Genomic DNA, 22033 nt, shown 5'->3' with positions numbered 1-22033 from the left:
GAGCTGCGGCGCTTCGTCGGCGGCTGGCTCAGGTTGCGGGAGTGTGACGATGGGATCGGCCGGCGCTTCGATGCCGAGCTTGAGCAGCTCGTGCTTGATGCGCGCATCCGCGATCGCTATGTGCGCGAGGTTCTTGCCCGAGCCGTCGTCGGCCACGACCTGCGTGATGCCGGTCAGGCCGGCTGCCGCCGCGTCGCCGAGGCGGTTCGGCGCGGACGCGAACTGCACGTGCGCGACCGAGCTCGCGAGCTTCGTGAAGCGCCAGCTGCGCTGCGCGCCGTCGGCCGCGCGCGTGATCTTGCCGCGCTGCTTCACGAACGCGATCAGCACGTCACGGTTCGCATCGGGCGACGCGAAGATCGTCTTGCTGCCGTCGAGGCCCGGGAAGTTGCCGCCGCCGCTCGCGCGGTAGTTGTTGGTCGCGACGATGAACTGCGCGTTCGGGTCGATCGGTGCGCCCTTGTACGTCAGGTTCTTGATCCGGCTGCCGACCGCCTGCGTGACGTCGATTTCATACGCGAGATCGGCCGACGTGAACATGTCGAAGTTGTAGCCGGGGAAGGTGCTGACGAGCGGCTGCACGGTCGCCTTGGTCGGGTCGATGCGGTTGAAGCGCTTCGCGGCGGTTTCGAGCCAGTTCTTCACGTCGGCGCCGCTCACCTTCACCGCGTACACGGTGTTCGGATACAGGTACAGGTCGGCCGCGTTGTTGATCGCGAGCGCGCCCGGCGCGACGTCGGTGTAGTCGGTGCCGCCGCCGAAGCCGCTCTTGAACGGTGCGCTGACCGACAGCACCGGCAGCGACGCGTATTGCGGCAGGTTCGCCTGCACGTAGGTCTTCACGTAGTCGGCCTGCGCCTCGTTGACGATCTGGATCGCGCCCGGATCGCCGACATCGGCGAAGTACGAGTTCATCCGGTAGTCGGTCGAGCCGATCGGCGTCTTCACGTAGTCGATCGTCGCCTGGTGCTCGGCGGCGATCGCGGCGGACACGGTCGGATCGGCCGCGACGTAGCTCTTGTCGGCGTTCTGGATCGGCCGCGCCTCGACGGTCGTCAGCGACTTGTCGACGCCCCACGCCTTGCCGTCGAACTTCAGGCCGAGCTTGATCACGCCGAGGTGCTTGCCCCAGTAGTTGGCCATCACGGTCGGCACGCCGTTGACGGTGCCCTTGACCTTGTCGACGCCCGGCAGGTTGAACTGCGACACGGTGCTGTTCGCGTCCGGGAACACCTGGTGCGAGTGGCCGATCAGCATCGCGTCGATGCCCGGCACCTTCGACAGCCACCAGCTGCCGTTCTCCATCGTCGGCGAATACGCGGAATTGTCGAGGCCGCCGTGCGAGATCGCGACGATCAGATCGGCGCCCTTCGCGCGCATCTCGGGGATGTACTTCTCCGCGGCTTCCTTCAGGCCGGTCGTGTAGACCTTGCCGTCGAGCCAGCGCTTGTCCCAGTTCATGATCGCGGGCGGTGTAAAGCCGATGATGCCGATCTTCACGGGCGCGCTGACCGTCTTGCCGTCCGGCGTCGTCGCGGTCACGGTGCGGGTCAGGATCGTGTACGGCGTGAACAGCGGCGCGTTGGTCTTCGCGCTGATCACGTTCGCGAGCACCTGCGGGAAGTTCGGGCCCGCGCACTTCTTCTGCTGGGCCGGTGCCGGCAGGCCGTCGACCTCGAACGTGTTGCCGGTCACCTGCGACAGGTACGGCAGCCCGTAGTTGAATTCGTGGTTGCCGATCCCGCCGCCGTCGAATTTCGCGGCGTTCATCACCTTGTAGATCGCGAGCGTCTGGTCGCAGCCGATCGGCTTCACGAGCGCCTGGTAGTCCGACAGCGCGGTGCCCTGGATCGTGTCGCCGTTGTCGAGCAGCAGCGTGTTCGGATACTGCGCGCGCGCCTGCGCGATCAGCGTCGACACGCGCTCGAAGCCGAGCGAGTTGTCGGCGGCGAGCTTGAAATAGTCATACGACAGCACGTTGGTGTGCAGGTCGGTCGTCTCCAGCAGCGCGAGCGTGGCCGTCGTGCCGACGGGTGCCTGGGCCGCCGGCGGCGTCACCGGCGGCGAGGTGACGTCGTCGCCGCCGCAGGCGGCGAGGATGAAGGCGAGGCTGGCGAGCGCGGCGATGGCCGGCACGCGACGGCGGGAAAGCAGGGGGAGACGCATCGGTTGTCCTGTTCGGTGTTCTGTTTTATGAAATGCGAGTACGCAACGAATGGCGGCGCGGGGCGCCGACGGCCTGATGTGCGGCGCGTGAGAGTATCGAAAGGAAACGTGACGGAAGAATGAAAGGTGGTGAAGCCGGTAGCGCGCAGGGGGCGGCGGCTGCCACGCGCACCTGGGGGCGGGCACCCCGGCCAGGTGCCCCCGAGGCGGGCGCCCCCCACGGAAATCCTCACGTCGCGTCGTCGGGCGGTTCGCTACAATGGCCGCTGTCACCTTTTTGCAAACAACCTGCCCTTGGACTTCGAGACTCCTCCCGGCCTGTCGGTCGACGCCGGCAGCCAGGGCCAGACGGTGCGCCTGTACGGCCAGTGGACCGCGCTCGCGCTTGCACGCAATCGCGGCGCGGTGGCGCGCCGTATCGCGAGCATCGCGTCGGGGCGCGTGAGCGAATGGGATCTGTCCGGCATCGAGCGGCTCGACCACGTCGGCGGCCAGGCGCTGTGGCGCGTGTGGGGGCGCAAGCTGCCGGCCGGTGTCGCGTTGAGCGCCACGCAGCGCACGATCTTCGAGCGCATCGAGCGGCTCGACACCGAGCGCGAGGCGCCCGAGCGCGTGGTGCGCTACGACCCCGTCACGCGGCTCGGCCAGGCGATCTTCGGGTTCGGCGAACACCTGCAGGGCGGCATCGCGATGTTCGGCCTCGTGATCCTCGACGCGCTGTCGGTGCTGCGCCGTCCGAAGACGATGCCGTGGAAGGAAACCTCGGCGAACATCTACAGCGCCGGCGCGCAGGCGCTGCCGATCACCGCGCTCGTCGCGTTCCTGATCGGCATCGTGCTCAGCTACCTGTCCGCGCAGCAGTTGCAGATGTTCGGCGCGAACCGCTACATCGTGAACATCCTCGGGCTGTCGGTGATCCGCGAGCTCGGCCCGGTGCTGTCGGCGATTCTCGTCGCAGGCCGCTCGGGCTCGGCGATCACCGCGCAGATCGGCGTGATGCGCGTGACCGAGGAGCTCGACGCGATGCGCGTGATGGGCATCCCGCACGGGCTGCGGCTGATCCTGCCGCGCGTGCTCGCGCTCGGCATTGCCATGCCGCTGCTCGTGATGTGGACCAACATCATCGCGCTGACGGGCGGCGCGCTTGCCGCGAAGCTCGTGCTCGGGATCGACGTCAACTATTTCGTGCGCTCGCTGCCGGGCGTCGTGCCGATCGCGAACCTGTACATCGGCGTCGGCAAGGGCATCGTGTTCGGCATGCTGATCGCGCTGGTCGCGTGCCATTTCGGCTTCCGGATCAAGGCGAACTCGCAGAGCCTCGGCGAAGGCACGACCACGTCGGTCGTATCGTCGATCACGGTCGTGATCCTCGCCGACGCGGTGTTCGCGATCCTGTTCCAGAACGTGGGGCTCGGATGAACGCATCGAACGAAACGACCGCGCACGCCGCGGCAGTCGGTGCCGGGTCGGTCGGCACCGGGCCGGCCGCGGCGGCCGATACCGACGACCTCGTGATCGAGGTGCGCAACCTGACCAAGCGCTACGGGCGCAACATCATTCACCAGAAGCTCGACTTCGACGTGAAGCGCGGCGAGATCGTGTCGATCGTCGGCGGCTCGGGTTCCGGCAAGACCACGCTCGTGCGGCAGATCCTCGGCCTCGAGCGGCCGACGTCGGGCACGATCAAGGTGTTCGGCGAAGATACCGCGACGATCGACGACGCGAGCGCGCGGATGATGCGCACGCGCTCCGGGATGCTGTTCCAGCAGGGCGCGCTGTTCTCGTCGATGACGGTGTTCGACAACGTCGCGCAGCCGCTGCGCGAGCTCGGCCGCGTGCCGCCGGATCTGCTGCACGACATCGTGATGCTGAAGCTCGAGATGGTCGGGCTGCCGTGCAAGCACGCGTCGAAGATGCCGGCCGCGCTGTCGGGCGGGATGGTCAAGCGGGTCGGCATCGCGCGCGCGATCGCGCTCGAGCCCGAACTGCTGTTCCTCGACGAGCCGACGGCCGGCCTCGATCCGCAGGCGTCGGACGAATTCGTCGAGCTGATCGCGACGCTGCACCGCACGCTCGGGCTGACCGTCGTGATGGTGACGCACGATCTCGACACGATGGTCGCGCTGTCGACGCGCGTCGCGGTGCTGGCCGACCGCAAGGTGCTGGTCGCGGCGCCGGTCGAGGAGGCCGCGAACGTCGACCATCCGTTCATCCACGAATATTTCCTGGGGCTGCGCGGGCGCCGCGCATTGCAGGCGCTGCCGCCCGAGCGGCGCGCGAAGCTGCCGAAGGCGGCCCTCGAACCGGCGCTGTCGAGCGTCGAGCTGTAGGCACGAAGGAATCCGCGAATGGAAAACAAATCACATGCGTTCTGGGCCGGCCTGTTCACGATCGCGCTGACGCTCGCGATCGCGGGCACCGTGTTCTGGTTCAACGTCGACCGCACCGTGCGCGTGCCGTACGACCTGCTCGCGCGCACCAACGTGACCGGGTTGTTCCCGGACGCGGCCGTGCGCTTTCGCGGCCTCGACGTCGGCAAGGTGCAGTCGATCGGCTTCGATCGCGCGCACCCGGGCCAGATCCGGATCCGGATCCTCGTCGACCACGACGCGCCGATCACGCAGTCGACCTACGGCAGCCTCGGCTTCCAGGGTGTGACGGGCATCGCGTTCGTGCAGCTCGAGGACACGGGCCGCGACCTGGCGCCGCTGCCGTCGTCGACCAAGGCGATCGCGCAGATCCCGATGCGGCCGAGCCTGTTCGACCAGATCCAGGAGCGCGGCGACGTGCTGCTGCGGCAACTCGAACTCGCCGCGAAGAGCGCGAATGCGCTGATGTCGCCCGAGATGCGCGAGCAGTTGCGCGCGACCGCCGAAAGCCTGCAGCACGCGGCCGATGGCGCTACCACGCTGACGAAGCAGCTCGGCCCGGCGGTGACCGCGCTGCCGGAAACGATGCACGAGGTGAACCGTGCGATGGCGTCGGCGAACACGCTGATGCAGCCGAACGGGCCGCTCGTGTCGAACCTGAACAAGGCCGGCACGGCCGCCGAGCAGGTGGGCGTCGCGCTGAACGATCTCAACGCGCGCGTGCAGTACGACACGCTGCCGCGTTTCAACGCGCTGGCCGGCAGCGTCGGCGACGCGTCGCGGCAATTGAAGGACGTGGCCGGTGAACTTGGCCGCAACCCGCGCAGTCTGTTGTTCGGTTCGCCCGGCGCGGCGCCGGGGCCCGGCGAGCCGGGCTTCACCTGGCCGGGTGCGACGGCCGGGCAGTGACACCCATCGAAACCGGAAACATCATGCAGGAACACGCCATGCCACGAATCCTTGACCGCGCGCTGCGTCCCGCCGCGGCCGCGCTTGCCGTGCTGACACTGTCGCTCGCGGCCGGCTGCGCCGGCAACAGCGCGGCGCTGTCGAATGTCCGCTACGACCTCGGGCCGGCCACGTCGGTCGTGACCGCCGGCCCCGGCCCCGCGCTGAAGGTGCTCGACGTCGCCGCGCCCGATGCGCTCGACTCCGACAAATTCGCGTATCGCCTGGCATACGTGGACGCGCAGCACGTGGCCGTCTATCGCGACAGCCGCTGGACCGCGCCGCCCGCACAACTGCTCACGCAGCGGCTGCGCGGCGCGCTGTCGTCGCGCGGCACGGTGCTCGAAGGATCCGACGGCGTGCGTGCGCCGACGCTCAAGGTCGACCTGAACGAGTTCGAACAGGTGTTCGACGGCCAGTCGCAGAGCCATGGCGCCGTCACCGCGCGTGCGACGCTGACGCTGGACGGCAAGGTACTCGGCCAGCGCACGTTCGTCGCGCGTGCGCCGTCGAGCACGCCGGACGCAGCGGGCGGTGCCCGTGCGCTCGCAACGGCGAGCAACGAGCTCGTGTCGCAGATCGCCGCGTGGGTCGGCATGCAGGCGTACGCGGGTACGCCGTGACGCGTGCCGCGCAGCCGCGATGAGCGCGACCGGTACCCCTCGCGCATCGCCGCTCGCGCGGCAGGCCTTTGCCGCTTATGCGGCACTCATCGTCTACGCATCGCTGTATCCGTTCGAAGGCTGGGCGTCGCTCGGCATCGGGCCGTTCGACTATCTGTTCGCGCCGATGCAGCGCTACGTGACCGCATTCGACGTGGTCACGAACGTGCTCGGCTATATGCCGTTCGGTGCGCTTGCCGTGCTCGCGCTGCATCCGCGCTGGCGCGGCGTGGCCGCGACGCTGATCGCGGCCGGGCTTGGCGTGTTGCTGTCGGGCTCGATGGAAGCGCTGCAAACCTACCTGCCGACGCGCGTCGCGTCGAATCTCGATCTCGCGGCCAACGCGCTCGGCGCGCTGCTGGGCGCGGCGCTCGTCGCGCCGGCCACCGGTGCGCTGCTCGATCGCGGCGCACTGCGCCGGCTGCGCTTCGCATGGTTCGAGGACGACGGTGCGACGCCGCTGTTGCTCGCCGGGCTATGGCCGTTCGCGATCCTGTTCCCGTCGCCGTTCCTGTTCGGTATCGGCGACTGGCCGGCCGCGCTGTGGGAGCGTGCCGACGCGTCGATGCAGGACGCGCTGCTCGCGTGGCTGCCGGCCGCGTGGCGCGTGGGCGAATGGCCCGAGCGCGTCGACGGCTGGCTGTCCGACTCCGCGTGGGAGGCCGCGCTCGGCGGGCTGATGCTGTTCGCCGCGCTGACGATCGCGTCGCTCGCGATGCGGCCGCGCGCGCCGCGCATCCGGCTCCTGATCGCGCTCGTCGCCGCGACGCTCGTGCTGAAGGCGGCCGCGACCTTCATGCAGTCGGCCACCGGCCTCGTCGTCGTATGGGCGACGCCCGGCGCGCGGCTCGGGATCGAACTCGGGTTCGCGGCCGCGCTCGTTGCGCTGCACGTGCCGGCGACCTGGCGCGCGACGCTCGCGGCGCTCGCGCTGCTGGCCGGCGTGGCGCTCGTGAACCTGCTGCCCGTCAATCCGTTCTTCGACTTCACGCTGTCGGGCTGGCGGCAGGGCCGCTACGTGCACTTCAACAGCCTCGCGCGCTGGCTCGCGTGGATCTGGCCCTACGCGGCGCTGATCTGGCTCGGCCAGCGCGTCGAGCACGCGTGGCTGCCGGCTGCGTTGCGCCGTTGAAGCGGTGGCTGCGGCGGCGCGGCAGTGGTATCGCCGGCAGCTGCCTGCGCCGCTCGCTATAATCGTCCGCATCCTCCGCTGCCCCGCGCAGCGGCAACCGCTTCTCTTTTCGCACGGCCTCGCGCCGGGCCGCTCGTCACCATCATGGATTCCTACTACCAGCACCACGTCTTCTTCTGCCTGAACCAGCGCGAACCGGGCGCCGAACGCCCGAGCTGCGCGCAATGCGACGCGCAGACCATGCAGGAATATGCGAAAAAGCGCGTGAAGGAGCTCGGCCTCGCGGGGCCCGGCAAGGTTCGCATCAACAAGGCCGGCTGTCTCGACCGCTGCGAGGAAGGGCCCGTGATGGTCGTGTATCCGGAAGGCACGTGGTACACGTACGTCGACCAGGCCGACATCGACGAGATCGTCGAATCGCACCTGCGCGACGGCAAGGTCGTCGACCGCCTGAAGATCTGAGCGGGCCGGCCGAATGAACGTTCATACGCAGAAGTCGCTGATCGCGGGCCCGGTCGGGCAGATCGAAATCGCGGTCGACCTGCCCGACGCCGTGCGCGAAGGCACGGCCGCGCCACGCGGCATCGCGCTCGTCGCACATCCGCATCCGCTGTTCGGCGGCACGATGGACAACAAGGTCGCGCAAACACTCGCGCGCACGCTCGTGCAACTGAACTACGTCGTGTTCCGGTCGAACTTCCGCGGCGTCGGCGCGACCGAAGGCGTGCACGACAACGGCACCGGCGAGGCCGACGACCTGCTCGCGGTGCTCGCGCACATGCGCGCGCAGCCCGCGTATGCGGACCTGCCGCTCGTGCTCGCGGGCTTCTCGTTCGGCACCTTCGTGCTGTCGCACGTCGCGAAGCGGCTGCGCGACGCGGGCGAGACGATCGAACGGATGGTGTTCGTCGGCACGGCCGCGAGCCGCTGGCAGGTGGCCGACGTGCCCGAGAACACGCTCGTGGTCCACGGCGAGACCGACGACACGGTGCCGATCGCGTCGGTGTACGACTGGGCGCGGCCGCAGGAACTGCCGGTCGTCGTGATCCCTGGCGCCGAGCACTTCCTGCATCGCAAGCTGCACGTGCTGAAGCGCATCATCGTCGACGCCTGGCGCTAGCCGGCGCGCGGGTGCCGGCATGATGCCGGCTGCCTGCGTCGCGTCGCATACGCGACGCAGGCATGCGCCGGATGCGCGCTCCCGCCGCACGACATCGCGCCGCTGCTTGCGGCGCAACCCGACTTCCATCCCGCCTGCGCATGCCTTTCGCACAGCTTCGCGTGCGATGACGTGCAGCTTGCCGGCACCCTGCGCCCGATGCGGATGTGCAACTGTGCGGCGCCCGGTTCGCGAAAACGCCCTGCGCGGCCACGTATAATGGCCGCAATCCGCGTTGCCCGCGGCCCGGCTGGGCCCATGCGGCGCTCGTTTTGCCGCCTGTCCGCCCGCTCGCGACGGCAGCGAACCGAACGCGTCCGCACGAGTCCAACCGGCGCGTTTCGCGTCGCCCGACGATTTCGGGCGAGTGCCCGAAACGCCCGCCGCCTTGCCGTTCAACCCTGCGCGTTTCGCACCGCACTTTCTGCCATCAGCCTGAATCGATCATGCGTCTGTCTCCCCAAGGCCTCAAGTCCCTCGCTTCCTCCATCGCCTTCGGCACCGCCGCGCGCAACGTCGCGCTCGGCGTGATGCTGCCCGTCGCGCTCGCATCGACGATCGTCGTCGCCGAGGCGAAGCCGGCCGCCAAGGCCAAGGCCGCGCATGCGGCGCCGGCCGCCACCGAGCAGTTCACCGGCGCGCCCGCGACCTACATGCCGGGCGCAGTGCCGCCGCCGGGCGTGAATGCGCACTCGTGGGTGCTCGTCGATGCGACCAGCAACACGGTGCTCGCATCGGGCAATGCCGATGAACGCGTCGAGCCCGCCTCGCTGACGAAGCTGATGACGGCATACCTCGTGTTCGAGGCGCTCGACAAGAAGAAGATCTCGATGGAGCAGATCGTCACGCCGAGCGACGCCGTGCGCCGCGTCGGCCGCGACGAGTCGCGCATGTTCATCGAGGCGAACAAGCCGGTGTCCGTGCACGACCTCGTGTACGGGATGATCATCCAGTCGGGCAACGACGCCGCGATCGCGCTGGCCGAACTCGTCGGCGGCAGCGAAGGGCAGTTCGTCACGCTGATGAACGACGAGGCCGCGCGCCTCGGCATGAAGGGCACGCACTTCGCCGACGTGAACGGCATGCCCGACCCGAACCACTACACGACGGCCGGCGACCTCGCGAAGCTGTCCGCGCACCTGATCCGCGATTTTCCGCAGTACTACAGCATCTTCTCGGAGAAGGAATTCAAGTACAACAACATCCGCCAGGGCAACCGCAACCGTCTGCTGTGGCTCGACCCGACGGTCGACGGCCTGAAGACGGGCCATACGCAAGCGGCCGGCTACTGCCTGATCGCGTCGGCGAAGCGCGCGATCCCGGGTGTGGACGGCCAGCGCCGCCTGGTGTCGGTGATGATGGGCGAGCAGAAGGAAGGCGAGCGCACGCAGGACAGCATGAAGATGCTGAACTACGGCTACAGCGCGTTCGATTCGGTGCGCCTGTTCAAGGGCGGTCAGGCGATGTCGACGCCGCGCATCTACAAGGGCAAGGAAAACACCGTGCAGGTCGGCGTGAAGGGCGACCAGTGGGCGACCGTGCCGCGCGGCCTCGGCGACAAGATCAAGACGGAAGTCGACGTGAACGCGCCGCTGATCGCGCCGCTCGCGGAAGGCCAGCAGGTCGGTACCGTGAAGATCGTCGCCGACGGCAAGACGCTGTCGGAATTCCCGGTCGTCGCACTGCAGGCGGTGCCGGAAGCGGGTATCTTCGGGCGTATCTGGGACTCGATCCTGCTGATGTTCAGCAAGAAGAAGTAAGCACGACGGGCCTTTGTTTTTACGACTTCATCCCCATCTGTCATTGTTATGAGCCAAGCCGAATTTGAACCGATCGTCTACCTCAGCGTGTCGTCGCAGGAGGAAATGGTGCCGCTGTCGGAAGCCCGTGTACCGGTGCTCGACCGCGGGTTCATCTTCGGCGACGGCGTGTATGAAGTTGTCCCCGTTTATGCGCACGACGGCGCGCACGTGCCGTTCCGGATCGAACAGCATCTGGCCCGGCTCGCGCGCAGCCTGAAGAAGATCGGCATCGTCAGCCCGCACGACGACGCGGGCTGGCGTGCGCTGATCGAGCGCGTCGTCGCGGCGAATGCCGAAGGGCTCGGCGACGGCAACGCGCTGGTCTATTTGCAGGTGACGCGCGGCGTCGCGAAGCGCGGCCACGCGTTCCCGGCGAACGCGGTGCCGACGGTGTTCGTGATGACGAGCCCGCTGCGCCTGCCGTCCGACGAAGAGCGCGCGCAGGGCGTGCGTTGCGTGACGGCCGAGGATCGCCGCTGGCTGCATTGCGACATCAAGTCGATCTCGCTGCTCGGCAATGTGCTGATGGCGCAGCATGCGGCCGAACGCGATGCGTTCGAGACGTTGCAACTGCGCGACGGCAACCTGACGGAAGGCTCGTCGTCGAACGTGTGGATCGTGAAGAACGGCGAGCTGCTCGCGCCGCCGCGCAGCAACAAGATCCTCGAGGGGATCCGATATGCGCTGATCGAGGAGCTGGCCGACGAGTGCAAGATCCCGTTCGTCGCGCGCGAGATCAGCGAAGTGGAGTTGCGCGCAGCCGACGAAATCATGATCACGTCGGCCACGAAGGAAGTGCTGCCCGTCACGTCGCTCGACGATCTGCCCGTGCAGGGCGGCAAGCCGGGCCCCGTGTTCGCGGCGTTGTATGACGCGTACCAGCGCGCGAAAGCGCGCGAGTTTGAACAGTTTGACCTAACCCGGAGCAAATGATGAGCGAACCGACCAAAACTATCGAGGTGACCGGCGCGATCGATACCCGGAAGGAGTCGCTGCTGGAGTTCCCGTGCGATTTCCCGATCAAGATCATGGGCAAGGCGCACCCGGAGTTCAAGGACACGATCTTCAAGGTCGTCGCCGTTCACGACAACGAGATCGATGTCGAGAAGATCGAAGAGCGCGCGTCGAGCGGCGGCAATTACACGGGCCTCACGATCACCGTGCGGGCGACGAGCCAGGAACAGCTCGACAACATCTACCGCGCACTGACCGGCCATCCGATGGTCAAGGTCGTACTCTAAGCGCCTTCCAGCCTCCCTCTTGCGCGCACTCGGCGGGGGTCTTCCCCGCCGCGCGCCGCGCGTCCAGCTCGTCGCACAGCCGTTTGTATTCGGCGACTTCCTGAAGCAGCCAGGTCCTGAACGCCTGCACGCGCGGCGTGTTCAGGAGCGGCGGCGGACACACGAAAAAATAGTGCCACGGGCTCGGCCCGTCGATGTCGAACAGGCGCACGATGCGCCCGTCGAGCAGGTCGTGCACCGCGAGCGAGCGGCGCACCAGCGCGATGCCCTGGCCGTCGATCGCGGCCAGCAGCAGGTTCGACGAATCCTGGTACAGAATCCCCCGTTTCGGCTCGGTCAGCGTCTTGAGCCCGGCCGCGTCGAACCACGGCCGCCACAGTTCGTCGTCCGAGCGCAGCAGGTTGTAGTGGACGAGATCCGCCGGCGTTTGCGGCAGCTTGCCGCCGTTCAGCGTCGGCGCGCACGCCGGAAAGAACACCTCGTCGAACAGCGGCTCGACATGCAGCCCCGGGTAGTTGCCGTGGCCGAAGCGGATCGCGAGATCGACGTCGTCGCGCGCGAAATCGGTGAGCGAGTTGGTGGACTGCAGTTCGACGTCGATTTCCGGATGCCGCTCGATGAACGTGCCGATGCGCGGCGTGATGAAGCGCGCGGCGAACGACGACAGCATCGACACCACGAGCCGCCGGTCGCGGTCGCTCGCGCGCACGTCGCGGGTCGCGTCGGCGATCACCATCAGCGCGGTGCGGATCTGCTGCGCGTAGCGCATGCCGACGTCGGTCAGGCACAGCCGCTTGCCGTTGCGCGTGAACAGCTGCACGCCGAGCTCCTCCTCGAGCGCGCGTACCTGATGGCTGACCGCGCCGTGCGTGACGTACAGCTCGTCGGCGGCGCGCGAGAAATTCTCGTGACGGGCGGCGGCTTCGAACGCGCGAATCGCGTTCAGCGCAGGTAGCTGGCGGAGGTCCATTTGCTAATTTTCCTCACATCGACGTGAAAATTGGTCGTTTTGTCAGACGCCTTGAAGTGACTACGATTGTAGCCATCGAAGCACTTATTGGCGGAGTCGATCATGCAAGAAATTTCTTCAAGCATCACGTTCGAAATCCCCGCGGGCGAAACCGTGCCGATGAAGGTACAACGCAGCACGCGGCTGGTGGTCCAGAGCGGGCCGGTGTGGGCGACGCGCAGCAACGACGTCAACGATTACTTCCTGGTCGACGGCGAAACGCTGAAGCTGCGCCGCGGCGAGCGGCTGTGGCTCAGCGCGGAAGGCCGGGAAGGCACGCGCGTGGCGTTCTCGGTGTCGCGGCCGCCCCGAGAAGTCGCGCTTGGCGGGCTGGCACGGCTGCGCGAACGCGTGAGCGCGCTGCTCCATGACGGATGGCGCACCGTCTGACCATCATTTCCTCCGACGGATACCGGCGATCCGTCCCCCTCCAAGGCCGGCGAGACCCACGGGTTTTCGGTAAACTACCGCCCATGTCCGTTTCGCCGGTTTCCATCGTGTCCACGCCTGTTGCCGTTTCCGCATCGTCCGCCGGGTCCCCGGATCAGCCGGCTCCGCCGGTCACCGTGCGCTGGCGGGGCGTCGAGACCTACGAAGCGAGCTTCGACGCGATGCGCGCGTTCACCGACACGCGCACGGCCGACACCGGCGACGAGATCTGGCTGGTCGAGCACCCGCCCGTCTACACGCTCGGCCAGGCCGGCGACCCGGCCCACCTGCTGGTGGCCGACAGCGGCGTGCCGCTCGTGAAGGTCGACCGCGGCGGGCAAATCACTTACCACGGCCCCGGCCAGATCGTCGCCTACCTGCTGCTGGACCTGCGCCGGCGCAAGCTGATGGTGCGCACGCTGGTGACGAAGATCGAGGAGGCCGTGATCGAAACCCTTGCGGCGTATAATCTCGCTTCGGTCCGCAAGGCGGGTGCGCCCGGGATCTACGTGGCATCCGGCGTGCACGAGGGCGCGAAAATCGCGGCCCTCGGCCTGAAGATCCGCAACGGCTGCAGCTATCACGGGCTGAGCCTGAACGTGAAGATGGATCTGCGCCCGTTTCTTGCGATCAACCCGTGCGGCTATGCCGGACTGGAAACTGTCGACATGGCGAGCCTCGAGGTTGCCGCCGACTGGAACGACGTCGCCCAGACGCTGGTGCGCCGTCTGATCGCCAACCTCGACGGCGCATCCGCGGCCGCCGACAAGCCGCAGGCACTGGAACAACATTCGAATGACTGACGTTACCGCTTCCCCCGCACCGGCCGATTCGGCCGCGACCCCTGCCTACGATCCGACCGCCAAGCAGAAGGCGCAGGCGAAGACGGCGCGCATCCCGATCAAGGTCATTCCGATCGAGAAGCTGAAGAAGCCCGAGTGGATCCGCGTGAAGGCGGCCACCGGCAGCTCGCGCTTCAACGAGATCAAGACGATCCTGCGCGAGCACAACCTGCATACGGTGTGCGAGGAAGCGAGCTGCCCGAACATCGGCGAATGCTTCGGCAAGGGCACCGCGACGTTCATGATCATGGGCGACAAGTGCACGCGCCGCTGCCCGTTCTGCGACGTCGGTCATGGCCGCCCCGATCCGCTGGATCCGGACGAGCCGAAGAACCTCGCGCGCACGATCGGCGCGCTGAAGCTCAAGTACGTGGTGATCACGAGCGTCGACCGCGACGACCTGCGCGACGGCGGCGCCGGCCACTTCGTCGAGTGCATCCGCGAAGTGCGCGAGCAGTCGCCGGAAACGCGCATCGAGATCCTGACGCCGGACTTCCGCGGCCGTCTCGACCGCGCGATCTCGATCCTGAACGCCGCGCCGCCGGACGTGATGAACCACAACCTCGAAACGGTGCCGCGCCTGTACAAGGAAGCGCGCCCGGGTTCGGACTACGCGCACTCGCTGAAGCTCCTGAAGGACTTCAAGGCGCTGCATCCGGACGTCGCGACGAAGTCGGGCCTGATGGTCGGCCTCGGCGAAACCGAAGAGGAAATCCTGCAGGTGATGCGCGACCTGCGCGCGCACGACGTCGACATGCTGACGATCGGCCAGTACCTGCAGCCGTCCGAGCACCACCTGCCGGTGCGTGCGTACGTGCATCCGGATACGTTCAAGATGTACGAGGAAGAGGCGTACAAGATGGGCTTCACGCACGCGGCCGTCGGCGCGATGGTGCGTTCGAGCTATCACGCCGATCTGCAGGCGCATGGGGCCGGGGTGGTCTGAGCGTCCCTGCTTCGTCGTCTTCCGGCGAACCCGAAAAAGCCCGCAGCGATGCGGGCTTTTTTGTTGCGGTTTTTTCGTCTGGGCATTTGGACAAGCGCTCGACGGCATGGACGTCTACAGATGTCTATTCGGGATCTAGTCGACCTGCTGTTATTTCCCTGTCGAAGCCCTTCTCGTCATAGCAAAGTGTCGCGATTTGCCACCGGCCGTCGTCGACCAGCCATAGTTCCAGAAAATCAAACCGTGAGCGTATTTTTCCGTCGCGTCTCATTGAGCCTTTTCCAGTAATCGACGCCCATTGCTGGTTTTCTGAAATTTCCGTGATTTCGTCGTGGGTGTGAAAGTCATATTCGCCCCATGTTTCTTCCGACAGGTGCCGTTGTATTTGGGATATTTGCTGGGCCTTCGTTAGTATCTTGCTCCCTCGTTTCACAAAGAAATGAGAGCTCTCTGCAAGATTCAGTTGCGCTATATCGCCGTCTACATAGGCGCTGACCCAAGCGCTCCTCATTTTCAGCAAGCTGGACTTTGTCATCGCAAATTTTTCCTTGGCTATCGAATTACGCTTGGGGCGCAACGCTCCTGAGCTCGACGTGACAAGCTAACGGTTCCTTCGGTGAATTGATATGGGACTCGTATGAAGTGCGGTTTGCTAGAGGGCGTGGCCCTGATCCAATTTCGGTGGATCTGAGTTAGGACGTGATCGAGTGCTTCCACACGCCGATTGCTGCTCAATCGTCGGCCTCATTCAATCCAGCATGGAAAGCAAAGCTGAAACGGCATCGATAGCTTCGCAGGATAAGTTCGCTCCCGCCGCGCGCAAAGCTCCTATAGTCGGCTCTCCCGCAGCAATGCCCGCATTCCGAAGGAGAGCCGCATGTCCCGTTTCAGCTTCATCCGCCGCGCCGTCGTCGCGCTGACCGCCTTTGCCGCGCTCGGCGCGGCGCACGCCGAAACGCGCGAAGTCGTGATCGCGTACCAGGACATGGTGGTGCCGTGGCGCTACGCGCAGGCGAGCGGTGAAGTCGAAAAGGCGACCGGCTACAAGGTCACGTTCCGCAAGCTCGACAGCGGCGCCGACGTGATCCGTGCGCTCGCGTCGGGCTCCGTGCAGCTCGGCGAAGCCGGCTCGAGCCCGATCGCGGCCGGGCTGTCGCAGGGGCTCGACATCTCGCTGTTCTGGGTGCTCGACAACATCAACGACGCCGAGGCGCTCGTCGCGCGCAACGGCTCGGGCGTCACGAACGTCGCATCGCTGAAGGGCAGGAAGATCGGCGTGCCGTTCGTGTCGACGTCGCATTTCCACACGCTCGTCGCGCTGCAGGCCGCGGGCGTCAATCCGAACGACGTGAAGATCGTCAACCTGCGTCCGCCCGAAGTCGCGGCGGCGTGGGCGCGCGGCGACATCGACGCGACCTACATCTGGGATCCGGTGCTCGCGAAGGTCAAGCAGTCGGGCACCGTGCTGACGACGTCGGGGCAGGTGGCGAAAGAAAGCGGCAAGGCAACCTTCGACGGCTTCGTCGTGAGCCGCAAGTTCGCGCGCGAGAACCCCGAGTTCGTCACGCGTTTCGTGAAGGTGCTCGCGGCCGCCGATGCCGACTACCGCGCGCACGCGGCGGCGTGGAAGGTCGGCTCGCCGCAGGTCGCGGCGGTCGCGAAGGTGTCGGGCGCGAACGCGCAGGACGTGCCGGCCAGCCTCGCGCTCTATGCATTCCCGACGGCGGCCGAGCAGGCGTCGCCGACGTGGCTCGGTGGCGGCGCGCAGTCGGGCGCCGCGAAGTCGCTCGCGGCGACGGCCACGTTCCTCAAATCGCAAGGCACGATCCAGACGGTGCTCGCCGATTATTCGACCGGCGTCGATCCGCAGTTCGTGCAGAAGGCCGCGCGCTGAGCGCGGCGATCATCGTGGAGTCCTGAGCATGAGCACGCTGGAAGTCCGTCAGGTATCGGTGGCCTATCCGGGCGAGCGCGGCAGGCCGACGACGCAGGCGCTCGCGCGCGTCGACCTGCGCATCGATGCCGGTGAATTCGTCGTCGCGCTCGGCGCGTCCGGCTGCGGGAAGACGACGCTCTTGAACTGCATGGCCGGCTTCGTCGCGCCGACGACCGGCGACGTGCGCGTCGACGGCGTGCCGGTCACGGGCCCCGGCGCCGATCGCGGCGTCGTGTTCCAGAAGTACGCGCTGTTGCCGTGGCTCGACGTGCTCGACAACGTCGCGCTCGGGCTGCGCTTCGCGCGCGTGTCGAAGGCCGAGCGCGAAGCGCGTGCGCGGGAGATGCTTGCGCTCGTCGGGCTCGACGGTCATGCGCATGCGCGCGTGTACGAGCTGTCGGGCGGGATGCAGCAGCGTGTCGGCATCGCGCGTGCGCTCGCGAGCGATCCGCGCGTGCTGTTGATGGACGAGCCGATGGGTGCGCTCGACGCGATGACGCGCGGCACGATGCAGGCGCTCGTGCTCGACGTGTGGGCGCGCACCGGCAAGACGGTGTTCTTCATCACGCACGATGTCGAGGAGGCATTGTTCCTCGCGACGCGTCTCGTCGTGATGACGCCCGGCCCCGGCCGGATCGCGGAAACCTTCGAACTGCCGTTCGCGCACCGCTACGTCGAATCGCGCGATGCGCGTGCCGTGAAGTCTTCACCGGATTTCATCGCGTGGCGCGAGCGGCTGATCGCGTACCTGCATCGCGACGAGGCCGCCGAGGTGGCCGCGTGATGCACGAACTCGCGCGACAGGGCGCGTCGGTCGGACGCGGTCGGATCAGCACTTTGCACAGGCAGGACAGCATGAGCACGCAGGATTCGTGGACGGCCGGCCAGACGGCCGCAGGTTTCGAGCAGAGCGATCGCACGCAGGCAGGGACGGCCGCGCGTCGTGCGCCGTCGTCGCGCCGCTACCGGTTGCCGGGGGAGGGGAAGACGGCGGCATTGAGCACGGCGACGGTCGCGGTGCTGGCCGTGCTGTGGTGGGTCGCCACGCATCGCCAGTGGTTGCCGCCGCTGTTCCTGCCCGCGCCGGAGGCCGTGTGGGCGGCATTCGTCGATGCTTGGCACGGGCGCATCCAGGGCGGCCTGCCGTTGTCCGAGCATCTGCTGTGGAGTGCTGCGCGCGTATTCGGCGCGTTCCTGCTCGCGACTGCGATCGGCGTGCCGGCCGGGATCCTGATGGGCGTGAGCCGCGTCGCGCGCGGCGTGCTCGATCCGCTGCTGGAGTTCTACCGGCCGCTGCCGCCGCTCGCGTACCTGCCGCTCGTCGTGATCTGGTTCGGTATCGACGAAACGGCGAAGCTCGTCGTGATCTTCCTCGCGTGCTTCGCGCCGATCGCGATGGCCGCGCGCGCCGGCGTGCGCGCCGCGACGGTCGAGCAGATCAATGCCGCGTATTCGCTCGGCGGCAGCTTCGCGCAGATCGTGCGGCACGTCGTGCTGCCGGCCGCGTTGCCGGAAATCCTCACCGGGCTGCGGATCGCGATCGGCTTCGGCTGGACGACGCTCGTCGCGGCCGAGATGGTCGCCGCGACGGCCGGGCTCGGGCAGATGGTGCTCAACGCGTCGAGCTTCCTGCGCACCGACATCGTCGTGATGGGCATCCTGATCATCGGCGCGATCGCGTGGCTGTTCGATCTCGCGATGCGGTGGGTCGAAAGGCGGATCGTGCCGTGGAAGGGGCGGAGCTGACGGAACGCAGGCGATACGGGCGACGTTTACGCGCCGCCCCGGCCTGCCGCCCTCAATCCCCCATCGCGATCCCTTCCCGCCGCGGATCCGCACCGCCGAACCACACCGTCTGCCCCTGCACGTTCAGCCGCTGGATCCCCTGCAGCCCGGAGTTCATCTCGACGACCTGCACGTCGTGCCCGCGACCCTTCAGCCCGTCGGCGAGCGCGTCCGACACGCGGCCGCGTTCGAGCTGCGTCGGCCCGTTCATCGACCCGAAGTTCGGCAGTGCGATCGCCTGCTGCATCGTCATCCCCCAGTCGAGCACGCCGACCAGCGTCTTCGCGACGTGATTGATGATCGCGGGGCCGCCGGCCGAGCCGACGACCATCGTCACCTGCTTCGTCTTCTTGTCGAACACGAGCTCCGGCGACATCGCCGAGCGCGGCCGCTTGCCGGCCTGCACGCGGTTGGCGACCGGCCGGCCGTTGTCGTTCGACACGAACGAGAAATCGGTGAGCTGGTTGTTCAGCATGAAGCCGCGCACCATCAGCCGCGAGCCGAATGCGTCCTCGATGCTGGTCGTCATCGACAGCGCCTGGCCGTAGCGGTCGACGATCGCGATGTCGGACGTCGACGGCAACTCGGGGCTGCGGTCGTCGGCCATCGCGAGCGTCGCGCCCTGCGGCGTGCCGGCCTGCGCGACGCCCATGCTGCTGTCGCCGATCAGGTGCGCACGCTGCGCGAGATAGGTCTTGTCGGTGAGGCTCGCCCAGCTGCCGCCCGGCAGCGGCACGAAATCGGGATCGGCGACATAGCGCGCGCGGTCCGCATACGCGAGGCGCCCGGCTTCGCTGAACAGGTGTGCGGCGAACGGCGTCGGCTCGTAGCCGACGTCGTTGCGCACCGGCTTCTGCGCGCCGATCTGCTGCCAGTCGGGCATCGCTTCGAGGATGCCGAGCATCTGCGCGATCGCGAGACCGCCCGACGACGGCGGCGGCATCCCGCACACGACCGAGCGCCGGTAATCGGCGCACAGCGGCGCGCGCACCTTCGCCTTGTAGCGCGCGAGATCCTGGAGCGACAGCAGGCCCGGGTTGGTCGGGTGCTTGCGCACCTTCGTGACGATGTCGCGCGCGATCGCGCCGCTGTAGAACGCGTTCGCGCCGCGGTCGGCGACCTGGCGCAGCACGGTCGCGAGCGCGGGGTTTTTCAGCACGGTGCCGGCCGCCTTCGGCGTGCCGTCCTTGTTGTAGAAGTACGCGCGCGCGGCCGGATCGTTCTTCAGGTACTTGTCGTTCGCGATCAGCATCGCGAGCCGCGGGCTGATCGTGAAGCCGTGCTCGGCGAGCCGGATCGCCGGCTGGAACAGCCGGCGCCACGGCAGCTTGCCGTGCGCGCGGTGCGCGGCGTCGAGCATGCGCAGCACGCCCGGCGTGCCGACCGAACGCCCGCCGACGACACCTTCGTAAAAGCTCATCGGCTGGCCGGTCGGCCCGTAGAACAGGCGGTCGGTCGCGGCGGCCGGCGCGGTTTCGCGGCCGTCGTAGGCCTGCGTCGCCTTGCCGTCGAAGTACAGCAGGAACGCGCCGCCACCGATCCCCGACGATTGCGGCTCGACGAGCGCGAGCACCATCTGCGTGGCGATCGCCGCGTCGATCGCGGTGCCGCCCGCCTTCAGCATGTCGTAGCCGGCCTGCGTCGCGAGCGGGTTCGCGGCCGCGATCATGAAGTGCTGCGAGGTCCAGCCCGGCTTGTCGGTCCAGCCGGACGACAGCTCGGGCGCGTGGACGCCGGGCAGCGGCACGGCGGCGCCCGATGCGGCGGCGACGGGCACCACCGCGCCCGACGGCGGCGTGGACGGGGACGTGCAGCCGGCATTGAACGCGACGAGCGCGACGGCGGCGAGCAGCGTCCAGGAGCGCGAATGCGGACGAATCCGGTCGAACATTGAACCCTCGGCAGCAGTGAATTCGAAGGAGGCGACGGTGCCGGCGCAGCGCGGCTGCCCGCCCCGGGCGCGCTATTGTCGCCGCGCGGCCGGCGGCTTGTCACCCGACAGGAAACCCTGACGCAGCGCGCCGGGCCCGCCCCGGCCGGTCTTTCCGGCCTGTTCGAGGATGAACTCTATGAACGTCGACGTCGCGCGCGTGTGGTGCCGGTTCGGCATGTAGAGCATGTACATGTGCGTGCCGAAGATACTGAGCCGGTACGCGTCGAGCGACGTGACGACCGTGCCGCGCCGGATGTCGTCGTGCACCACGTAGTCGGGCACGATGCCGACGCCGATCCCGCCGAGGATCGCCTGCCGCAGGAACAGGAAGTTCTCCGAAACCAGCGTGGGCTCGAGCAGCACCTCGTGGCGCTCGTCGCCGAGATAGGCGGCGATCCGGAGCTGGCGGCCCATCACCGTCGCGGTGACGACGGGGGAGGCCGACAACGCGCCGAGGCTCGCCGGCATCCCGTGCTCGGCCGCGAATGCGGCCGACGCGCACGCGACGTAGCGCACCGCGCCCATGTCGCGCGCGACGAGGTTCTGCGGCGGCTCCGGCATCACGCGCACCGCGATGTCGATCTCGTCGCGCATCAAGTCTTCCACGCGGTTCTCGAACACGACGTCGAGCACGATGCCCGGATGCAGCCGCTTGAACGCGAGCAGCCAGTCGGACATCACCATCTGCCCGTAGCCGCTCGGCACCGACAGCCGCACGCGGCCCTGCAGGTCCTGGCCAAGCGTCGTCACCGATTCCTGCGCGGCCAGCAGTTCGTTGCGGATGCGCCGGCCGTGTTCGTACAGCTTCAGCCCGATCTCGGTCGGCTCGATGCGCCGCGTCGTGCGCCGCACGAGCTGCTGGCCGATCGAGCGTTCGAGCTGGTTCAGCCGGTAGCTGACGTTCGCCCGGCTCATCTTGAGCCGCTGCGCGGCCTTGCTGAGATTGCCGGCGTCGAGGATCTCGACGAGCAGCGTCAGCGCGTTCAGGTCCATGCGTCGCGTCTCCTGATCCGTCCCGTTTAACGGTTGGAAGCATTCAGTGTCAAGTCAGACTTGACAGCTTGTAAAAGCGGCAGGGAATTGTCAATGAATCTCGATCAATCGAGAATCGGGTCATGCCCGGCGTACGGCCGGATCTTGTCCCGCTTCGTGCGGGACCGGGGTGGGTGCCCCGGCGCCGCTCGCGATGCCGCGAGCCATGAACCGGCGTCGACGCACCTGCCGCCGCGTCAAGGAGACACGATGAACTCACCCGCTTCCCCCACCAGCCCGGCCGGCACCGTCACGCGCGAGCGGCGCGACAAGGTGCTCGTCGTCACGATCGACCATCCGCCCGTCAACGCGCTGTCCGCCGATGTGCGGCGCGGCCTTGCCGACGCGCTCGACGCCGCGCAGGCCGACGACGCGATCCGCGCGGTGCTGATCGTCGGCGCCGGCCGCAACTTCATCGCGGGCGCCGACATCCGCGAATTCGGCAAGCCGCCGGTGCCGCCGTCGCTGCCCGACGTGTGCGAGCGGATCGAATCGGGCACGAAGCCGGTCGTGGTCGCGCGGGCGTCAACAAGATGAGCCTGTATCGCCAGTTCTCGTCGAAGGACGAGCTGATCCTCGCGTATCTGGAGCGGATGGATGCGTGTTTCTTCGACCGCTTCAATACGAGCGTCGCGAAACACC

General features: G+C 67.7%; 21 protein-coding genes and 2 pseudogenes. 18 read left to right on the top strand and 5 right to left on the bottom strand.

The genetic code is table 11. The annotated features are described in order from the left end of the window. Nucleotides 1-2166: bifunctional 2',3'-cyclic-nucleotide 2'-phosphodiesterase/3'-nucleotidase (locus tag G3N61_RS30990; protein ID WP_241017984.1), on the bottom strand; the 2166-nt coding region annotated here is incomplete at its 3' end. A 294-nt stretch (nt 2167-2460) separates the two neighbouring features. Between G3N61_RS30990 and G3N61_RS30985 the strand changes: the two genes are divergently transcribed. The 10 genes from G3N61_RS30985 to G3N61_RS30940 all read left to right on the top strand — a co-directional run bounded on the left by G3N61_RS30985 (nt 2461) and on the right by G3N61_RS30940 (nt 11479). Beyond that, on the top strand, nt 2461-3585 hold the full coding sequence (locus G3N61_RS30985; RefSeq protein ID WP_043187136.1) for an ABC transporter permease: 1125 nt from the start codon (nt 2461-2463) through the stop codon (nt 3583-3585). Continuing rightward, a complete protein-coding gene (locus tag G3N61_RS30980) occupies nt 3582-4496 on the top strand; it encodes an ABC transporter ATP-binding protein (protein WP_043187138.1) in 915 nt (304 codons plus the stop codon). The genes G3N61_RS30985 and G3N61_RS30980 overlap by 4 nt, the downstream gene beginning before the upstream one ends. Before the next feature lie 18 nt (nt 4497-4514). Beyond that, nucleotides 4515-5444, top strand: a complete 930-nt coding sequence (locus G3N61_RS30975) for an MlaD family protein (protein WP_043187140.1) — start codon at nt 4515-4517, stop codon at nt 5442-5444. 38 nt (nt 5445-5482) lie between these two features. Next, nucleotides 5483-6106, top strand: coding sequence for an ABC-type transport auxiliary lipoprotein family protein (locus G3N61_RS30970; RefSeq protein WP_043187142.1), 624 nt, complete (start codon nt 5483-5485; stop codon nt 6104-6106). Between the two features lie 19 nt (nt 6107-6125). Continuing rightward, the gene (locus G3N61_RS30965) at nt 6126-7277 is read left to right on the top strand and encodes a VanZ family protein (protein WP_043187144.1); all 1152 of its coding nucleotides are present in this window, start codon (nt 6126-6128) and stop codon (nt 7275-7277) included. A gap of 144 nt (nt 7278-7421) precedes the next feature. After that, nucleotides 7422-7739 carry a ferredoxin gene (locus G3N61_RS30960; RefSeq protein WP_011694422.1) on the top strand — a complete coding sequence of 106 codons (318 nt, stop codon included), beginning with the start codon at nt 7422-7424 and terminating at the stop codon, nt 7737-7739. Nucleotides 7740-7752: 13 nt separating this feature from the next. Beyond that, entirely contained in the window at nt 7753-8397 is a 645-nt protein-coding gene (locus G3N61_RS30955) for an alpha/beta hydrolase (protein ID WP_043187147.1), read from the top strand. Between the two features lie 485 nt (nt 8398-8882). Beyond that, nucleotides 8883-10196 carry a D-alanyl-D-alanine carboxypeptidase family protein gene (locus G3N61_RS30950; RefSeq protein ID WP_043187148.1) on the top strand — a complete coding sequence of 438 codons (1314 nt, stop codon included), beginning with the start codon at nt 8883-8885 and terminating at the stop codon, nt 10194-10196. Between the two features lie 48 nt (nt 10197-10244). Next, entirely contained in the window at nt 10245-11171 is a 927-nt protein-coding gene (locus G3N61_RS30945; RefSeq protein WP_043187150.1) for a D-amino acid aminotransferase, read from the top strand. Next, the gene (locus tag G3N61_RS30940; RefSeq protein ID WP_011353335.1) at nt 11171-11479 is read left to right on the top strand and encodes a YbeD family protein; all 309 of its coding nucleotides are present in this window, start codon (nt 11171-11173) and stop codon (nt 11477-11479) included. The genes G3N61_RS30945 and G3N61_RS30940 overlap by 1 nt, the downstream gene beginning before the upstream one ends. On the opposite strand, the gene G3N61_RS30935 is transcribed toward G3N61_RS30940, so the two are convergent. After that, complete coding sequence (locus G3N61_RS30935) at nt 11463-12449, bottom strand: transcriptional regulator GcvA (protein ID WP_043187153.1); 987 nt, start codon at nt 12447-12449, stop codon at nt 11463-11465. The genes G3N61_RS30940 and G3N61_RS30935 overlap by 17 nt on opposite strands. Before the next feature lie 102 nt (nt 12450-12551). Here G3N61_RS30935 and G3N61_RS30930 point away from each other — a divergent pair, with 102 nt between their 5' ends. The 3 genes from G3N61_RS30930 (at nt 12552) to lipA (ending at nt 14705) form a co-directional block, all read left to right on the top strand. Further along, entirely contained in the window at nt 12552-12878 is a 327-nt protein-coding gene (locus G3N61_RS30930) for a DUF2917 domain-containing protein (RefSeq protein ID WP_043187424.1), read from the top strand. A gap of 83 nt (nt 12879-12961) precedes the next feature. Continuing rightward, on the top strand, nt 12962-13720 hold the full coding sequence (gene lipB, locus G3N61_RS30925) for a lipoyl(octanoyl) transferase LipB (RefSeq protein ID WP_205824314.1): 759 nt from the start codon (nt 12962-12964) through the stop codon (nt 13718-13720). Beyond that, a complete protein-coding gene (gene lipA / locus G3N61_RS30920) occupies nt 13713-14705 on the top strand; it encodes a lipoyl synthase (RefSeq protein ID WP_039346279.1) in 993 nt (330 codons plus the stop codon). Before lipB ends, lipA begins: the two co-directional genes overlap by 8 nt. A 124-nt stretch (nt 14706-14829) precedes the next feature. Here lipA and G3N61_RS30915 read toward each other — a convergent pair whose 3' ends face one another. Then, nucleotides 14830-15240 (bottom strand): DUF4440 domain-containing protein, encoded by a 411-nt coding sequence (locus G3N61_RS30915; RefSeq protein WP_175043369.1) that lies wholly within the window; start codon nt 15238-15240, stop codon nt 14830-14832. Between the two features lie 342 nt (nt 15241-15582). On the opposite strand from G3N61_RS30915, the gene tauA reads away from it, so the two are divergent. Genes tauA through G3N61_RS30900 form a run of 3 tightly spaced genes read left to right on the top strand, consistent with a single transcriptional unit; the run spans nt 15583 to nt 18387 of the window. Further along, the gene (tauA, locus tag G3N61_RS30910) at nt 15583-16599 is read left to right on the top strand and encodes a taurine ABC transporter substrate-binding protein (protein WP_205824311.1); all 1017 of its coding nucleotides are present in this window, start codon (nt 15583-15585) and stop codon (nt 16597-16599) included. A gap of 28 nt (nt 16600-16627) precedes the next feature. Further along, complete coding sequence (locus G3N61_RS30905; protein ID WP_043187160.1) at nt 16628-17425, top strand: ABC transporter ATP-binding protein; 798 nt, start codon at nt 16628-16630, stop codon at nt 17423-17425. Then, a complete protein-coding gene (locus G3N61_RS30900) occupies nt 17425-18387 on the top strand; it encodes an ABC transporter permease subunit (RefSeq protein WP_205824313.1) in 963 nt (320 codons plus the stop codon). The genes G3N61_RS30905 and G3N61_RS30900 overlap by 1 nt, the downstream gene beginning before the upstream one ends. A 52-nt stretch (nt 18388-18439) precedes the next feature. Here G3N61_RS30900 and ggt read toward each other — a convergent pair whose 3' ends face one another. Both ggt and G3N61_RS30890 read right to left on the bottom strand, forming a co-directional pair. Then, nucleotides 18440-20317, bottom strand: coding sequence for a gamma-glutamyltransferase (gene ggt / locus G3N61_RS30895; protein WP_205824310.1), 1878 nt, complete (start codon nt 20315-20317; stop codon nt 18440-18442). Nucleotides 20318-20389: 72 nt separating this feature from the next. Beyond that, nucleotides 20390-21352, bottom strand: a complete 963-nt coding sequence (locus G3N61_RS30890; protein WP_043187166.1) for a LysR family transcriptional regulator — start codon at nt 21350-21352, stop codon at nt 20390-20392. Between the two features lie 249 nt (nt 21353-21601). Here G3N61_RS30890 and G3N61_RS30885 point away from each other — a divergent pair. Next, a pseudogene (locus G3N61_RS30885) lies at nt 21602-21910 on the top strand (enoyl-CoA hydratase-related protein); the annotation flags it as partial. Continuing rightward, a pseudogene (locus G3N61_RS30880) lies at nt 21868-22033 on the top strand (TetR family transcriptional regulator); the annotation flags it as partial. The pseudogenes G3N61_RS30885 and G3N61_RS30880, both read left to right, overlap by 43 nt.

Origin of the sequence: Burkholderia sp. Ac-20349 (assembly GCF_017104865.1) — a bacterium.
GTDB classification, from domain to species: Bacteria; Pseudomonadota; Gammaproteobacteria; order Burkholderiales; family Burkholderiaceae; genus Burkholderia; species Burkholderia aenigmatica.
This window is presented reverse-complemented; position numbering and strand designations above follow the sequence as displayed.

Bases quoted from the DNA above. Each gene is read 5' to 3' on its own strand.
- G3N61_RS30980 (WP_043187138.1), top strand. From the start codon at position 3,582: ATGAACGCATCGAACGAAACGACCGCGCACGCCGCGGCAGTCGGTGCC.
- G3N61_RS30975 (WP_043187140.1), top strand. From the start codon at position 4,515: ATGGAAAACAAATCACATGCGTTCTGGGCCGGCCTGTTCACGATCGCG.
- G3N61_RS30970 (WP_043187142.1), top strand. From the start codon at position 5,483: ATGCCACGAATCCTTGACCGCGCGCTGCGTCCCGCCGCGGCCGCGCTT.
- G3N61_RS30965 (WP_043187144.1), top strand. From the start codon at position 6,126: ATGAGCGCGACCGGTACCCCTCGCGCATCGCCGCTCGCGCGGCAGGCC.
- G3N61_RS30960 (WP_011694422.1), top strand. From the start codon at position 7,422: ATGGATTCCTACTACCAGCACCACGTCTTCTTCTGCCTGAACCAGCGC.
- G3N61_RS30955 (WP_043187147.1), top strand. From the start codon at position 7,753: ATGAACGTTCATACGCAGAAGTCGCTGATCGCGGGCCCGGTCGGGCAG.
- G3N61_RS30950 (WP_043187148.1), top strand. From the start codon at position 8,883: ATGCGTCTGTCTCCCCAAGGCCTCAAGTCCCTCGCTTCCTCCATCGCC.
- G3N61_RS30945 (WP_043187150.1), top strand. From the start codon at position 10,245: ATGAGCCAAGCCGAATTTGAACCGATCGTCTACCTCAGCGTGTCGTCG.
- G3N61_RS30940 (WP_011353335.1), top strand. From the start codon at position 11,171: ATGAGCGAACCGACCAAAACTATCGAGGTGACCGGCGCGATCGATACC.
- G3N61_RS30935 (WP_043187153.1), bottom strand. From the start codon at position 12,449: ATGGACCTCCGCCAGCTACCTGCGCTGAACGCGATTCGCGCGTTCGAA.
- G3N61_RS30930 (WP_043187424.1), top strand. From the start codon at position 12,552: ATGCAAGAAATTTCTTCAAGCATCACGTTCGAAATCCCCGCGGGCGAA.
- lipB (WP_205824314.1), top strand. From the start codon at position 12,962: ATGTCCGTTTCGCCGGTTTCCATCGTGTCCACGCCTGTTGCCGTTTCC.
- lipA (WP_039346279.1), top strand. From the start codon at position 13,713: ATGACTGACGTTACCGCTTCCCCCGCACCGGCCGATTCGGCCGCGACC.
- G3N61_RS30915 (WP_175043369.1), bottom strand. From the start codon at position 15,240: ATGACAAAGTCCAGCTTGCTGAAAATGAGGAGCGCTTGGGTCAGCGCC.
- tauA (WP_205824311.1), top strand. From the start codon at position 15,583: ATGTCCCGTTTCAGCTTCATCCGCCGCGCCGTCGTCGCGCTGACCGCC.
- G3N61_RS30905 (WP_043187160.1), top strand. From the start codon at position 16,628: ATGAGCACGCTGGAAGTCCGTCAGGTATCGGTGGCCTATCCGGGCGAG.
- G3N61_RS30900 (WP_205824313.1), top strand. From the start codon at position 17,425: ATGCACGAACTCGCGCGACAGGGCGCGTCGGTCGGACGCGGTCGGATC.
- ggt (WP_205824310.1), bottom strand. From the start codon at position 20,317: ATGTTCGACCGGATTCGTCCGCATTCGCGCTCCTGGACGCTGCTCGCC.
- G3N61_RS30890 (WP_043187166.1), bottom strand. From the start codon at position 21,352: ATGGACCTGAACGCGCTGACGCTGCTCGTCGAGATCCTCGACGCCGGC.